The 14,369-nt window shown below is 50.9% G+C and carries 13 protein-coding genes; all 13 read right to left on the bottom strand.

Translation table 11 applies throughout. From position 1 onward, the window contains the following. Positions 1-98: 98 nt before the first annotated feature. The 13 genes from NKH04_RS27465 to NKH04_RS27405 all read right to left on the bottom strand — a co-directional run bounded on the left by NKH04_RS27465 (position 99) and on the right by NKH04_RS27405 (position 14,334). Positions 99-1,154 (bottom strand): CgeB family protein, encoded by a 1,056-nt coding sequence (locus tag NKH04_RS27465; protein WP_352996814.1) that lies wholly within the window; start codon positions 1,152-1,154, stop codon positions 99-101. Continuing rightward, complete coding sequence (locus tag NKH04_RS27460; RefSeq protein WP_353045282.1) at positions 1,151-2,635, bottom strand: DUF8712 domain-containing protein; 1,485 nt, start codon at positions 2,633-2,635, stop codon at positions 1,151-1,153. The genes NKH04_RS27465 and NKH04_RS27460 overlap by 4 nt, the downstream gene beginning before the upstream one ends. 64 nt (positions 2,636-2,699) lie before the next feature. Further along, the gene (locus tag NKH04_RS27455; protein WP_352996818.1) at positions 2,700-3,776 is read right to left on the bottom strand and encodes a CgeB family protein; all 1,077 of its coding nucleotides are present in this window, start codon (positions 3,774-3,776) and stop codon (positions 2,700-2,702) included. After that, positions 3,773-4,699, bottom strand: a complete 927-nt coding sequence (locus tag NKH04_RS27450) for a class I SAM-dependent methyltransferase (protein ID WP_353045281.1) — start codon at positions 4,697-4,699, stop codon at positions 3,773-3,775. The genes NKH04_RS27455 and NKH04_RS27450 overlap by 4 nt, the downstream gene beginning before the upstream one ends. 104 nt (positions 4,700-4,803) lie before the next feature. Beyond that, positions 4,804-5,481, bottom strand: a complete 678-nt coding sequence (locus tag NKH04_RS27445) for a class I SAM-dependent methyltransferase (protein WP_353045280.1) — start codon at positions 5,479-5,481, stop codon at positions 4,804-4,806. Beyond that, positions 5,478-6,476 carry a glycosyltransferase family 2 protein gene (locus NKH04_RS27440; RefSeq protein ID WP_353045279.1) on the bottom strand — a complete coding sequence of 333 codons (999 nt, stop codon included), beginning with the start codon at positions 6,474-6,476 and terminating at the stop codon, positions 5,478-5,480. Before NKH04_RS27440 ends, NKH04_RS27445 begins: the two co-directional genes overlap by 4 nt. A 38-nt stretch (positions 6,477-6,514) precedes the next feature. Beyond that, a complete protein-coding gene (locus tag NKH04_RS27435) occupies positions 6,515-7,747 on the bottom strand; it encodes a glycosyltransferase family 4 protein (protein WP_353045278.1) in 1,233 nt (410 codons plus the stop codon). 55 nt (positions 7,748-7,802) lie between these two features. Further along, the gene (locus NKH04_RS27430) at positions 7,803-8,873 is read right to left on the bottom strand and encodes a glycosyltransferase family 4 protein (RefSeq protein ID WP_352996828.1); all 1,071 of its coding nucleotides are present in this window, start codon (positions 8,871-8,873) and stop codon (positions 7,803-7,805) included. 195 nt (positions 8,874-9,068) lie between these two features. Further along, a complete protein-coding gene (locus NKH04_RS27425; RefSeq protein WP_352996830.1) occupies positions 9,069-10,043 on the bottom strand; it encodes a UDP-glucuronic acid decarboxylase family protein in 975 nt (324 codons plus the stop codon). 165 nt (positions 10,044-10,208) lie between these two features. Beyond that, positions 10,209-11,030: a glycosyltransferase family 2 protein gene (locus NKH04_RS27420; RefSeq protein ID WP_353045277.1), complete on the bottom strand. Its 822-nt coding sequence runs from the start codon at positions 11,028-11,030 to the stop codon at positions 10,209-10,211. Continuing rightward, positions 10,975-12,087, bottom strand: coding sequence for a GDP-mannose 4,6-dehydratase (gene gmd / locus NKH04_RS27415; protein ID WP_353045276.1), 1,113 nt, complete (start codon positions 12,085-12,087; stop codon positions 10,975-10,977). The genes NKH04_RS27420 and gmd overlap by 56 nt, the downstream gene beginning before the upstream one ends. Positions 12,088-12,130: 43 nt before the next feature. After that, positions 12,131-12,964, bottom strand: coding sequence for an FkbM family methyltransferase (locus NKH04_RS27410; RefSeq protein ID WP_352996836.1), 834 nt, complete (start codon positions 12,962-12,964; stop codon positions 12,131-12,133). 92 nt (positions 12,965-13,056) lie between these two features. Then, on the bottom strand, positions 13,057-14,334 hold the full coding sequence (locus NKH04_RS27405) for a sugar transferase (RefSeq protein WP_352996838.1): 1,278 nt from the start codon (positions 14,332-14,334) through the stop codon (positions 13,057-13,059). Between the last annotated feature and the right edge of the window lie 35 nt (positions 14,335-14,369).

Here is a 14,369-nt window from a genome sequence, read left to right as displayed (position 1 = left end):
TAGTATGGATATGCTGATCAAACCGGCAGCTCTCTGGAAAAACCCGAGAGCGAGCATTGCTGCTGCGTTTGTAAGCAATCGTCGGTTTCTGCTAGCCGTCAAGTCAGTGATGACCAGGTTGAAAGATTTTGGCGTGCTGATCTTACGAGTCCGCGGGCAAGGCCAACCGCGCCGTTAATGAGGACTCGTTGCGACAGATGGCCGTTTACCAGCAAGTTGAAAGCTTCCCTTGGTGATGCGCCTCTCAATCTCATCCACTCGCTCCGCCAAACGGCTTCAGTTCTGCTCGAGCACCGTCGAGCGGGCGACCGAACTGCGCCGCCTTCATCAATCTTGCCCAAAATCTGGGATAATCTCTTTTGGTATGTATGCTCCAAAAGCACGTGCGATTGACCTCGCAGCGCTATTTCCTCCCGCTCTCTATCATTCTCTACAAAATACCGAATTTTCTCGATGGCCTCACTCGACGAGCTATACGTAACATAATGCTCGCCATCTACTCCAATCTTATCAAGCCCGTTGCTAATACGATCCGTAATCAGCATAGAACCGGAAGCCATGCCCTCGAATACTCGCATGTTAAGATCCCCATTGATACTCTTATTAAATACGATCTTTGAGCTACTATACACTCGTCCCATTTCCTGAGGGGTGTACTTCCGTCGCGTCTCGTTGGTAGGGAATTTCGACAGGACTTCCGTCAAAACACGACTGCGCTCAGATTCGCTTGACCCGAACTTACCGACAAAGCCGACATCATAGGTTCGCTTCAGATCCGCTGTAAAATGCAGCGTCGGATCGCACGCCAGTGGCAGCCAGTGAACGCTTGGGTGAGGAAGTGCTTGAAACGCGTAAAGAAAGTCAAGTTGGGCAATAAAGGCGTGATCAAAGTAACGTGCATACGCCAGACGAGGCATAAGCTGCTGATGCACATCGATCAAATAGCCAACAACTGGGCATGGGGCACTGCGAAATACCGCGGGGTCAGTTAGGAACGGGTCGACCACGATAAGGCAATCTAACCCATTCAGGGAAGAGGCGCGGTCTACGGATTCCATTTTTACAAACTCGTGCCCCGCCGATGCAGCGGCACGTTCAAAGTAGCGTACAGTGCTGGTGGGATCGGAATGTCCCAGTATCCCAATGCGTCTCATCGCGGGAACCGCCCGGATGGTCGGTCTGCGGCCAGCAACAGATACTGCGCCACAAAGGCAATTGGAATAATCCGCAACGTTCCAGTGAGCGCAGGCCCGAAATCGGACGGAATCATAACTAACATAGTCGTTGCACTTAGGTAAATAATGAGCCCGCCGGCGCCTGAGCGAGCCAAGCCCTCAAATATCAGAGCCTGCAAAATCCCCAACAAGGCAAAGCCGGCGGCCACACCGGCCACACCTCCCACAAAATATAGGAACGTTACCGGCCCCATCCCTACCGATGTTGTGGCATCATCTAACTTCCCAATTATCGCTTGATTAAACCATACTCCAGTAGAGTAGGATTGCTTTCCGCTCCACAAGAAGCGCGGCACAAACGCCAGAATTGGCGACAGATAGATACTTTCACCCATTCGACTCGAAATCTCCGGATCGACACCTATATACGTGGCATGGGCCAATCCGACAGAAGTCATGCCCGTCAAATCAAATCGAGATATGATCTGCGATCCAAGGGGAATATCATTCTCGTCAAGGGGCTGGTCTTCCTTCGATTGTTGTAGGGCCTCGAAGAGAGTACCCACATCCCTTGTCCCAACAACCGAGTTGTTGTTGAGGTATACCCGATACGGCTCGATCACATTATAGGCCAGAATCATAGCCACGAACCCCAGTGAAATATAGACTAATGAGATTTGTCGAGTTGCCACAAATCGCGCCATCGTTAGTAAAACAAATGGCATAACAATTTGGGACTTGAAGCCAGATATCGCGCCGAATGCTACACTGACAAACAGAAGCGAGGCACATAGCACGCTGAGAGTTACAGCGGATTGCCCTTCGGCACGTACGCGGAAGCAATGTGTCAGAAGAAGAAACAGCGACAGCGCGCCCCCGCTCATGCCAATGTTCAGAATTTCTAGAAAATCGACGTTGGCTTGGCGAGCCTCTCCCGATCCAGCAAATCCAAAGATTCCTCGGCTTGCCGCGATCAAGACCAAAACGACGTACAATGCCTGCAGCATAATCACAGGTATAAGGGCTGGCCGTAAGCCCTTCCGCAAACTCACGGTCAACCTAAGCTGATGTCGTATAGGACCGATCAGCAGTCGGCCGAGATAATAGCCCCGCCACATGCAAAACGTTGCTAACATGGAAATCAACAGAGCCTTGGTCTGGTCATCGGTCGAAGCCAACAGCGAGAACCTGTCTAGTATCCAAGGATCATAAATCGTAGCAACGGACGGCAAAATATAGCCGAGAAAAAAATGACAAAATGACGCCAATAATACAGGAGAAAGCAGACCTAGATCGTCCGATCTTGAGATATAAACTCTGCATTCGCAAAAAACGTAAAACGCAAACAGCGCGAGCACCAGCCTAAACACTGCTGTTGACTCACTGTCAACTATTATAGCACCAACGGCACTCACACAGCCAGTACCAATCAACAACGCAAAGACGGCGAATTGCGTCATTTTTTTGGTACCGGAGAATTCCGTTTCGCCTCCGATTGAATCTAGAGCGCGCAGAACTTATCTCCTAATGGACCGAGGTGGTTATTTTCGGCTCGGGAAACCCGCTACTCCTGCCGGCTACAGTATCCAAAAGCAGATGCAACCGGTGTGCGTAAGTATGTTCCCGTGCGGCACGCCTTTGGCCTGCCTCAGCGATCTCCCGGCGCTCGTCGGGTGAATTCAGGTAGTGCCAAACTTTCTTCCTCAAGTCGTCGACACATTGGAACGCCACAACCTCGCGGTCCAGTTCGAAGAGCTGTGAAAGTCCGGGTCGAAAGTCCAGAACCTGAAATCCTCCGGCACCGCAAATCTCAAATGTGCGTACGTTTGTTCCCCACACCTCTGCAGGATTCAGATTATTTATCACAATTTTGGCGCCGCGAAATGCCCTCACTTTTTCTGAGTGCGCGACGAAACGGTTTTGAACCATTGGCTTTACGTCACCGAGGTTCATCCAAAGCGGCGCTGGCAAACCCCAAATTTTAATATTCATGTCTGAAAGGTTCTGGAAAAAGGCGACACGGTAGGCGTATAGGTTGCCTGCTGTGCATATGTCCGCAGTGTACTTGTCATCGACTTGGGAACTGGTTTCAACACTCTTAAGCGAAGATGGGCTATAGGCTTCAGGAAGATACGCAACAGGGGCACGAAGGTTTCGCCTGAGTAAATCTACCAAGTACGGATCTTTTAAGAATATATGGTCGAAAGGTGCATTTAGGAACATATGTTTACGAAAACTCCATACCGGATCGGGATACCAAAGAACTAAAGGCGCTTTCGTAATTTTTTTTACGCCCACGGCGTCTGAAGGACTGAGATAATCGTGGGAACAGATCGTGAGGTCTATCAACCCTGACCGTTCTACCAGACGCCGCAACGACCTGGCGTCGCCACCAAAACCAATCCTTCGAGTAGCCGACCTGATCGTCTGATATCCCAATCCGATGGCCCGATTAAGATAAAATCCCGCTTTGGACCCAGTTGGAGGTAACGACAGGCCAGGATCATACCTCACCACATCGTGCCGTAGACGTTCCAGCTCGTCAGCAATAAAGGTCGCAAATCCCTCGGCATAGAACTGTCCGATTACCAAAATTTTCATCGTTTTTTTGCCACCGTCGTCATACCCCTCGCATATCGAGCGGGAAAAAACCGACCAATCGCGGTGTCCGTTAGCGACAAGACTGCCAAATAAGGCAGCCGAAATATACCAGACGTAGCTAACTTCGCCGCTAATCCGACCTTGCCCATCCTTCCTGGCCACTGGGCGAATTTTTGCCAGACGGAGTTACCAAGCATAGGCGTGCGTTCGTGAAAAATTTCTCGGCAGATATCGAACCCAGTGCGATCGAAGTGAACTCGGTTCCCCTGAATATCTGAGTAGCCAAGATGTCCGTCGCCCTCCAAAAAAAGCCTCTCGTATAATTTCGGCTGGAGTTTGCGATAGGCCAAAATCAACGGGTTCTCGGTCTCTATATCATAGAAAAAGACAAGCTTGCCCCCAGGTTTTAGCACCCGATTTGCCTCTCGAAGCAAAGCATCTTTGTCTTCATCAGTCAAATGCTCGAATAGGCAAGAACTAATTACCGCATCAACAGCTTCCGATTTGATTGGCAGTCGCATTGCGTTACATTGAATCACTTTATCATAGTTCTCAGCTGCTATATGAAGTGCTGTCAACGAGAGGTCGACCCCAATCATTTGGTAGCGGCTGGCGAACCAGTCGATTCCCCCAGCACAGCCAATTTCCACCACAGTCGAGCCCGCCGGTACAAATTTTGCAACCTCGGTAGGATAGCCTTGCAAGACAATTCGAAGCGGAAGGGTTGCTAGAAATCCGTCGTCCCAAGGTTTGTATTTTGTGCGATTATTATATTTACCTTCATAGAAGTTATCATTTTCTGACAAGAAGGACAGCACCGGGCCGACCGCTCGCCCTACGACGCCGCACCTTGGGCAACTAAAATGTCCAGCTTCACTTTCTATGTCGATGTGGTGAACAGGACAGCATAATATCTGGGACAAATCGTTACCTCCTTCAGGCTAAAGAAACAAAGACACTATGAGGAGGCTCGGGAGCTGGACGAGCATGCTCTACGTCCTTAAGACGATGGAAAACCATTGGTCGGTTATTGACCTCGCCTCTTTGCGACCAGAGCAATCTCCCTGGCAAACAAATTTGGGAACTTTCTAACCGCTAAATCATCTATAAGAGCCCGAAGTGGGCGGGCAAGGAACCGATTGCGGAAGGGGCCTAGTGGTGCCGAGCCGCGTCCCCGGTATTGTAACAACTCAAGTTCTCGAACTGGCTCAATCAGCTCAGCAACCGCAGTTGCATACGTAAAGAAGCGCAGGTGCGTTCTGTCTAGTATACCGTGGTCTCCGTATTGGAAGCGACCTCTTAGGAAGGCAAACCTTGTTCTCCACTCAAGCGTATTAGGCACAGCGATAACGACAAATCCTTGTTCAGTAAGGAGTGGCAGGAATCGACGGAGAACAGCGACTGGGTCTCTCAAGTGTTCAAGCACATGGGAGAAAATTATTACGTCGAAGCCTGTTCCGAGCGGTAACAAGCTGTCAAATTCCACATCGAGAACTTCTACCCCAGACAGGAAGGGGGCCGCCATGGCAGCTTCCTCAACACTGTGCGTTATCCCGAAGACATCTATCTCCCGCCGAATTTCCCGCAACCTCCGCCCATTGTCGCCTGCGCCACATCCAACATCGAGAATTCGTTTTGCCACCGTTGGGACCAACGACAGTACCAATTCATTGCCGTAATTTTGATATGGTGGTGCGATGGTCAAGCTGTTACCTCGCTTTTGGCGCATGCTAACGCTTGGAAAACGCTGTCAAGCTCTATCGGCATAGCACTCCTTCGCCGGCATCGCATTGCTTCCAGTATTTCCACCCGATCTCGCACCACACTTCGCCAATCTGTGATTGTAAAATCTGTAATTAATCGCGAAAATTGGTACAGAAGTTCAAAGGTTGGCACATCGCGGCTTACGAGACCTCGCAAAGTCGTTCGAAACATTCCACTTACGTTTAATATGGCCCAGTGATTCGCAAATCTTCGAAGGCCTTCTTCATCGCGATTTCTAAGGAAGGCTATCGTGCGAACGCTACGCTTCAGACCAAGAAGGGCGCCTTGCGTTTTCGCATCCTGTAATGGATGGGCGCCTTGTGCAAGAGGTCCAGCAGGCAAGAGGACTACGTCGCCGCGGGCTGCGGCAATTGAACCCACAATCACGTCTGCTGACACTCCTGTCCGCCAGGCTGAGGAATCACGCTCAATTACATCAGATCTCAACATCATGTGCGAAGGAGAGCCCAGTATCCATCCAGATGATAGGCAAATATCCTGCATGGTACGCGAGCAAACTCGGATAGGTTCTCTTAGGAAATGAAAAAACCATTTCTTGCCGGTCGCGTCATCGATAACTGTTGGCACAGCCCAAACAACAGATACTCCAGTTTCAGCGGCAGCTGCATACGCCGCCAGCCCATCTACGAGCAAATAATCATCAGCTTGAATGAATTTGATCCAAGGCTTCGTTGCCATGCCCAAAGCATTAAGATGATTCTCCCAAAGTCCTAGGTTTCGCTCGTTCTCGTGGACTATCAAACGTGAGTCGGAAAACTCCGATAGCATTTCAATTGTGCCATCCTTGCCACAATCGTCGACTACGATTATTTCGCCTGCACCACTTGCCAGCGCCGACCTTACCGCACGCCCGATCTTGTCGCGATACTTGTACGTCGGAATAACAATCGATATGTCGCTCTCTTTGATCGGCAATATTGACCCCTATGACGACATCTTTGGATTGTACTATGCTATGGCAATTTGGCTTCAAGAGCCTTGCGAAGTCCGATTGCGCATTCCCGGTAACTCCAATTCCTGATCCTGGCGAGACTGGAGGCGCGGCACTTTGCGCGAAAATCTGAATCAACAAGGATCGGATGTAACGCAGCCGCAAGTCCGTTTACATCGCCCGCGGTAAATGTTGCCCCGTTCTCACCGTCATGGACCAAATCTTCTACGCAGCCAATCTCTTGCGAAGCCACTACTGGCAAACCAGCGCACATCGCCTCATTGACGGTCAGTCCCCACGGTTCGTTCTCTGAGGGCAGTACAAACACATCGCAGGCTGCATAAACGTCCGGCAACTCGGCTTGGTTTATGAAACCAGGAAATACGACATCCCGAATTCCGCGATCGGCAACCATCGTCTTTAGCTGTCGCTCGAGCACACCAGAACCCGCCATTACCAAATATGCCTGGACCCCCTGCCGCTGGAGCAGACTGAATGCCTCGACCAAGTCTGAGGGGCGTTTGCGATAATCGAACTTAGCCGCAAACAGAATTGCCGGAGCGTTCCCTTCAATTCCGAGTCTCCGGCGAGTCGCCTGGCGATTTCCGTGGGCTTCTTCGGCGGCCGAGAGAAACCTGTCATTGTCCACTGCGTACGGCATCAAAAATATATTTTCCTGCGGAATACTCATCGCAGCAAAATAACGCGAGTTTCTGCTGCCAATGGCCAAGAACCCGTCAAACAGTTTGTACCACATCTTTAGCAATGGAGTCCGTAGTAGCTCGCGCCACGCGGAGCGTTTCAAACCGAGATGGGTCTCGGCCCGCGCGAAAGTGAGGCACTTCGTGGATTTCGCAGCCATAAGTGCGACGTGATGCGCGGCCAGATTATGGCCATGAATTACAACGGCGTCGAACTCGCCTCCTCGAATCGCACCCCACAATTGAGGACCGACCATTGAAAAGAAACCGCCGATCTTTCTTCGTGCGGCTGCTGATCCCAGGAATTGCGATTTATATCCTTGAAGCAAGTCTATATCCCATTTTATAGATTGTCCGAAGCCCCGATCATGCTCCCCGCGAATTGAAAAGTCAGAGAGATAGAGAGCGGTGACTTCGATGTTTGAGTATTTTGAGAGATATGCAAAAAGGGGAGCTACGTATTGAACTGGATGAGTACAGACGAAGGCCACCCGATAGGCAATCGGTGGTGGATCAGAACGCTCTATAATGTCTAATCTTTGAGCAATTATCATCTGCGCCCCGCAGTACCAAAACTAGTCGTCTTTCGGTTCCTCTGGATCGACACACTCACTTGATGAACCTCGTCATCGCCACATTTACTCTCGAACGAAACGCATCGATCCCAAAGCGCGCTTTTGTCCTGCTTGCCAAAAGGTGACGATCAATAGGTAAGCGCTCGATTGCCAATGCCAGATCCTTTGGAAAGTCCTCAGGTGAACCCGCCATGCCCAGTTCTCCGGCGCATAGCGCCTCTGTCGCTCCGCCTATCGCTAAGCCTATCGCGAGTGTTCCACATGCCATAGCCTCAATGAAGGCTATCCCGAATCCCTCGCGCGAGGAGGGCATGACATAGATATCCGCCGCAAGATACAGCGACGGCAACTGCTCAGCGGGTACACGCCCCAGAAACCTTACATACTGGTCGACCCCTTGGCTTTTTGCAACCTGCTGAAGCCGCAAGCTATCATCACCATCGCCTGCAATTACGTATATAACATTGTTTCCCCGTGACCTGAGGAGAGAAATTTGAGAAATAACTTGATCATGCCCCTTATGCCTCTGGTTCGCATCAAGCCTGCTAACCGTCAGCAGCACGATCTCACTACCGAAGCCGACAGCCTCCCTTGCAGCGGTTCGGTCGCCTAGGACGAATCTATCCGAATAGGTGTTATATATGACCTCTGCCCTTTCCGCCGAAAGGCCAGCATTTACGACCAATCGGTCCCTCGTATCGTTGCTGACGCAAAGCGCCATGTCCGCCATTCTCAAGGCCCATCTTCGAGCCAAATTGAGTCTCCCCCATACTTCTAGACCATGTACGTGAACGACGAGTTTTGCACCGTATGCTCTAGCCAACGCTGCCGCCAAGGGCGCCAAAAAGACGTGGCCGCAGTAGACGATTTTAGGACGCGTAGACGACATCAGCCGCCAGGCAACAACGCTATACGAGAAACGGTTCCAAATCGCCGGATGCTGTGTGATCTTTTCGGGCAAGTCGCCGATTTGATCGCGCACAATCCTTGGCAGGACCTCGATTTTATCAATAGCCGGATTGAACGAAATAGCAGATAGTAAATCTTGAGTGGACTGGGCGATGCCCCCATATCCCCCAAACGCCTCTGCAACGAGAGCTAGCACAGTATTATTTCGTTTTAGTCTCAAGTGGCTTGGCGTCCGTGACTACGTCTAACTAAGAAAATGACTCTAATTTAGAGTGTACCGCTACGGCGGCTGGCTACGCCCAACTACAGTGCACGCCCTCTCTCCTGCCATCGTTACAACCGGCTAGATACCAATCCATCCGCCAATGCAGACTACAAGCGAGAAGAGTTACTAAACTACATTTCCATTCTGCAGAAAATCCCGAAAATAGCGTATCGTTGGCTTTAGACCTTCACCCAAAGAAACACCCGGGGTCCATCCCAACAACTTCTGCGCTAGCGCAATATCTGGTTTACGCTGCTTAGGATCATCCCCGGGAAGCGGGAGGTAAACAATTCCCTGTCCTCTGAGACCAATCATTCGCAATATGGTTTCTGCGAGTTCCCTGATCGTGAACTCACTTGGGTTCCCTATATTTATTGGCCCCGTGACTGTGTCGTCAGAGTCCATCAAACGAATCATGCCGTCAACCAGATCATCAACGTAGCAGAAGGCGCGAGTTTGGCTTCCATCCCCGTACAAAGTAAGTGACTCTCCACCCAGAGCTTGCATGATGAAATTTGATACAACCCGACCATCGTTTGGATGCATACGAGGGCCATAGGTGTTAAAAATACGCATCACTTTAATTCTAAGGCTGTGTTGTCTGTAGTAGTCAAAAAACAGCGTTTCCGCGCAACGCTTTCCCTCGTCGTAGCATGATCGAGGACCAATTGGATTTACGTTCCCCCAATAGTCTTCTGTCTGCGGGTGTACGCTTGGATCACCATACACTTCGCTCGTCGAAGCCTGTAGAATTTTGCATTTTAGACGTTTTGCCAACCCCAGCATGTTGATCGCACCATGTACTGAGGTTTTTGTAGTCTGCACTGGATCATGTTGATAATGCACTGGGGAGGCAGGGCATGCCAGATTGTAGATTTCATCCACTTCGATATAGAGTGGAAAGCACACGTCGTGCCGCATAAACTCAAATCTCGAATGATTGTGCAAATGATCGATATTTCTCTTGGTACCGGTAAAAAGGTTGTCAACACATATTACTTCATGACCTTCACTAAGCAACCGATCCGTTAAGTGCGAACCGAGAAAGCCAGCGCCTCCCGTAACTAGTATGCGTTTTCGGCTGTCATACAGACGTGTCATTTTCGGTCGGCTCGCTGAGTAGAGGAAAATACTATCATGATCTCGACCGACCCATCCTCGTTTTGAGTGGGTCGGATTAAACTAAATAACGATATACATCACTACCTTTAGCTTAGGGAGACAGCCGATTCCCCGTCTCTGGCCACGTCAAGCAACTGTTCTACGTCAGATGAATTGCGTCAGCTTGCGCGCGGGCTTCGCGATTAGCGCAAAGTCGACTGTGCCGGCTCTTAGCCATTTCCTGCGAGATCGCAGGGCCTCGATATTGTGCTCGATTTTTGAGCGTAAACCACCGGTGCTTTTCCCCCCCAGCATCATGTCGACCATAACGTGATCTATCAAGCCAGTTTGGAAACCATAGAGTTCCACAGCACGCAGCATCCAATCGTAGTCCGATGCCACCTTAAGACTGAGATCAAATGGTCCGACAATCTCTGCCACTTTTCGCCGAACGTAGAAGGTGGGATGAGCTGGCATCCAACCGGAGCGAAACCCGTTCGCAGGTCTCGGCTCCGCTCGCCACCTGCGCGAAACGCGCTTTCTATCATGGTCATCGACAAAATTGAGATGACCGTGGACAATATCACAAAAGGTCAGACCTTGGGCGACCCGGCCGAGCACTGAATCGTCGTGAAACGCGTCATCCGAATTCAAAACGCCGACAGCGTCGCCAGTAGCAATAGTCAATGCCTTATTGAGCGCGTCATACATGCCTTTGTCGGGCTCGCTGACGAGGGTCAGACCGTCCGTTGCATAGGAGCGAACTATGTCGAGTGTACCGTCAAAAGAAGCTCCGTCCACAACGACAAGCTCCTTCTCTGCGTGTTCTTGTGCAAAAAAACTGTCGAGCGCTTGACGAATAGTGGCCGCCGAGTTTCTGCACACGGTGAGAACGGAGATTTTCACTAATCGATGTACCACGTTTTGGAGTTCACTGCGCAGCAAACCTGAAATGCTCTTCGTCGAGCCTACGATGCTCAGATTCACGCACAACTGCCTGAAGATCCGCACGCACCATCTCGCTCACCATTTCACCGAATGAAGTCGTGGCGGTCCAACCCAACACTCTTTCGGCCTTTCTAGGATCGCCAATCAAAATTTCGACCTCAGTAGGACGGAAATAGCGTGGATCCACTTCTACCAAGACTTTTCCGGAGCTGATATCCAGTCCCTTCTCATCGACCCCCGCACCTTGCCAGGCAATTGTGATTCCAACCTCGGCAAATGCAAGTTCCACAAGTTCGCGAACAGAGCGCTTTATGCCGGTGGCCAACACAAAATCGTCACCATCATCCTGCTGTACGATGCGCCACATCCCTTCCACGTAATCACGGGCATGACCCCAGTCACGCTCTGCGTCCAGATTCCCCAAGAACAGCTGCTCCTGCAGTCCACACGAAATTGCCGCCACCGCTCGGGTGATTTTGCGCGTTACAAATGTTTCGCCCCTTATTGGGCTTTCATGGTTGAACAAAATCCCGTTCGAGGCGTGAATGCCGTACGCCTCGCGGTAGTTCACCGTAATCCAATATGCATAAAGCTTCGCAACTGCATAAGGCGACCTCGGATAAAACCGCGTCGTCTCGGACTGGGGAATCTCCTGCACTTTACCGAATAGTTCGGATGTCGAGGCTTGGTAGAAGCGCGTTTTCGCGGTGAGCCCTAGCAGTCTGATAGCCTCCAGTAAACGAAGGGCACCCATCCCGTCGGAATTGGCGGTATATTCAGCAGTCTCGAAACTCACCTGAACGTGAGACTGAGCAGCCAGGTTGTAAATTTCGTCCGGCTGCACTTCCTGCACGATACGAATCAGATTTGTCGCGTCTGTCATGTCTCCATAATGCAATTTGAGCCGCACGTCAGAATCGTGAGGATCCTGATAAACATGGTCGATTCTGCCGGTATTAAAGGAAGAAGAACGTCGTTTGATGCCGTGAACCTCATAACCTTTTTTAAGAAGGAGGTCGGCCAGATACGCTCCATCTTGGCCGGTGACTCCGGTAATAAGTGCGATCTTACGAGACAATTGCCTACTTTCCTCCATCGGCTATTACTGCCCCCATGAGGCATACCACTTCCGAGATAATTCAGATCAATCTGTCAAAAATTTGAATTGCTTCAGCCGACTTGACGCGATCGGCAACGAAATCCGGGTCTCTGATAAAGGTGGTGTTCGAGGGACCGGCAAAATTGGACTGGCTGCTCAGCGTTCTCAAAATTGGGTTATAATAAGCCTGCTCGAAACCGTGATCCTTCATCGTCTTCAAGGTCCAGGGCGTCACCGTTTCGAGTTCGACCACCCTAAGGTGGCTATTTGCCAACACCGAAAGCGCACCTCGAACAACATCCTCTTCATAGCCTTCAACGTCAACCTTGATCATGATTGGGAAAGCATCATTGACCAGGGCGTCTAGAGGTTTCTGGATTACTTTCAAAGATCCGGTCCCATCATTGGAAACCTTATTCATAGTATCAAGTCCAATAGTGAAAGATACCTCAGCGGCTTCTGAACCAAGCGCGAGCTGGTAAATCTTTATCCTATCGGAAAGGTGGTTTATTGCAACGTTTCTTTCAAGGCGAAGTACAGTCTCAGGATGCGGTTCAAATGCCCAAGTGGTAGCTCCACATACACCTGACGCCAAAACACTATAAGTTCCAACGTTCGAACCAACATCAAAAAAAAGATCACCACGTCGCAAAAAGTGAAGAACTAAACCCATGTCCGCAAACTCGTGAAGTCCCGCATAGATGTTTCCGGTTGCACCCGTCATATGACGACGGACCGCCAACTTCTGACCACCAACCCATGGAACGATCACTTCTTCTTTTAGTCGACTTTCGATCTGCCATCGCAACACTCTCCGCCACGCGCGAAGCTGCGAGTTTCGGGTAAGAGGATGCTCCGCCAAAAAGCGGCCCATTTGCCTAACGGCTCTCATTTACTATGCACCACTATTTCACGCCTCTAACCTTCTGTCTTTTTAGACCAAGCTAAGCGCATTTTTGTCAACTCTCACCTCGCGCCGAATCCTGTAACCATGGTTCGGATGGTACGAAACACAATCAGCACGTCGAGCCAAGGAGAGAAATTTTTGATATAGTAAAAGTCGTAATGAAGTTTTTCTAAAACCTGATCCACGGCAGCAACGTGCCCCTGGTTGACTTGCGCCCATCCGGTAATGCCAGGCCGAACGATGTGCCGGTATCGATAGAATGGCAGTTCCGCCTCATACCAGCGCGACAGTACGAGTGCTTCCGGCCGCGGGCCGATCCAGCTCATTTCGCCGCGCAGGATGTTGAAGGCCTGCGGCAACTCATCGATCCTGGATTTTCTCAAGAACTGTCCGAACCGGGTGATGCGTGTGTCGCCGGCCTTTGTGATGGCCGCCTCCTTCTCGTCGACGGCCGTGTCGCTGAGCTTCATCGTCCGAAACTTGTAGACCTCGTAGGGATGCCCTCTGTAGCCCATTCGCTTCTGTCTAAATAGCGCCGGTCCAGGTGAATCGATCTTCACGCCAATCGCCACGAACAGCAGCAATGGGGAGAAAACGACAAGCACAAATAATGCAGAAGCCACGTCTATCGCCTGCTTTACTTTCAGATAAGCCTGATTTGGATTCAAGGAGCCCAGAGTATTTTCAGAAAGATGCTCTATCTCTACCCTGCCCGTGAGCGACTCGCTTATTTGTTTGACATGATAGACCGGCGTTCCCGAGAGTGCGCTGTCGGCAATATACCGCTCCCACTTATCTGAAAGGTCGGCTCGAAGATCGGCCACCACGCCGGTCGCGTACTCGACGACCCTGTCAGGCGATTGAATCCTGTGCCAGCTCACACCCGGTATGCTCTCCAGCCGGTCGACGTCTCCGCCAGGAATGATCGCCAGCCGGTGTGCATCGAGGCGCCGCGTGGCCAAGCTCAAACCAAAATACCACAACGTCGATTGGATGAAGCTCGCCGCGGCCTGGAACCGGCTGTAGTCGAACCTGAAGAAAAAGATCGTCGCGAACACCAGGCCGTAGGTCAAGCCGAAGGTAGGCAGGATGTAGCCAGCTGCTGCAACACCCGGGAAATTGCCAATGCGCTTGTAAAACAGATAACCTGTGGTGTGAGCGACAAACGCTGCAAAAATCGTGACCTGCATATTCGATGACCAGATTGCTTGCTGGTCGAATGACAGGCGCAACACAGCGGGCATCAGAATGGCGAACGTCAACCCGCCAAGTAGCTGAAACCGCATCCGCAGGAGGAGGTGTCGTCGATTCGGTAAATGGATAGTGGTGGTGTTCATAGTGAATCCCGCCAAGCAGGCTTCATGAAAACGGG

The sequence above is a fragment of the Mesorhizobium sp. M1365 genome, assembly GCF_040317865.1.
Lineage (GTDB): Bacteria > Pseudomonadota > Alphaproteobacteria > Rhizobiales > Rhizobiaceae > Mesorhizobium.
This window is presented reverse-complemented; position numbering and strand designations above follow the sequence as displayed.

Coding starts and splice junctions, on each gene's coding strand:
- NKH04_RS27465 (WP_352996814.1), bottom strand. CDS start 1,154: ATGAGACGCATTGGGATACTGGGACATTCCGATCCCACCAGCACTGTA.
- NKH04_RS27460 (WP_353045282.1), bottom strand. CDS start 2,635: ATGACGCAATTCGCCGTCTTTGCGTTGTTGATTGGTACTGGCTGTGTG.
- NKH04_RS27455 (WP_352996818.1), bottom strand. CDS start 3,776: ATGAAAATTTTGGTAATCGGACAGTTCTATGCCGAGGGATTTGCGACC.
- NKH04_RS27435 (WP_353045278.1), bottom strand. CDS start 7,747: ATGATAATTGCTCAAAGATTAGACATTATAGAGCGTTCTGATCCACCA.
- NKH04_RS27425 (WP_352996830.1), bottom strand. CDS start 10,043: ATGACACGTCTGTATGACAGCCGAAAACGCATACTAGTTACGGGAGGC.
- gmd (WP_353045276.1), bottom strand. CDS start 12,087: ATGGAGGAAAGTAGGCAATTGTCTCGTAAGATCGCACTTATTACCGGA.
- NKH04_RS27410 (WP_352996836.1), bottom strand. CDS start 12,964: ATGGGCCGCTTTTTGGCGGAGCATCCTCTTACCCGAAACTCGCAGCTT.
- NKH04_RS27405 (WP_352996838.1), bottom strand. CDS start 14,334: ATGAACACCACCACTATCCATTTACCGAATCGACGACACCTCCTCCTG.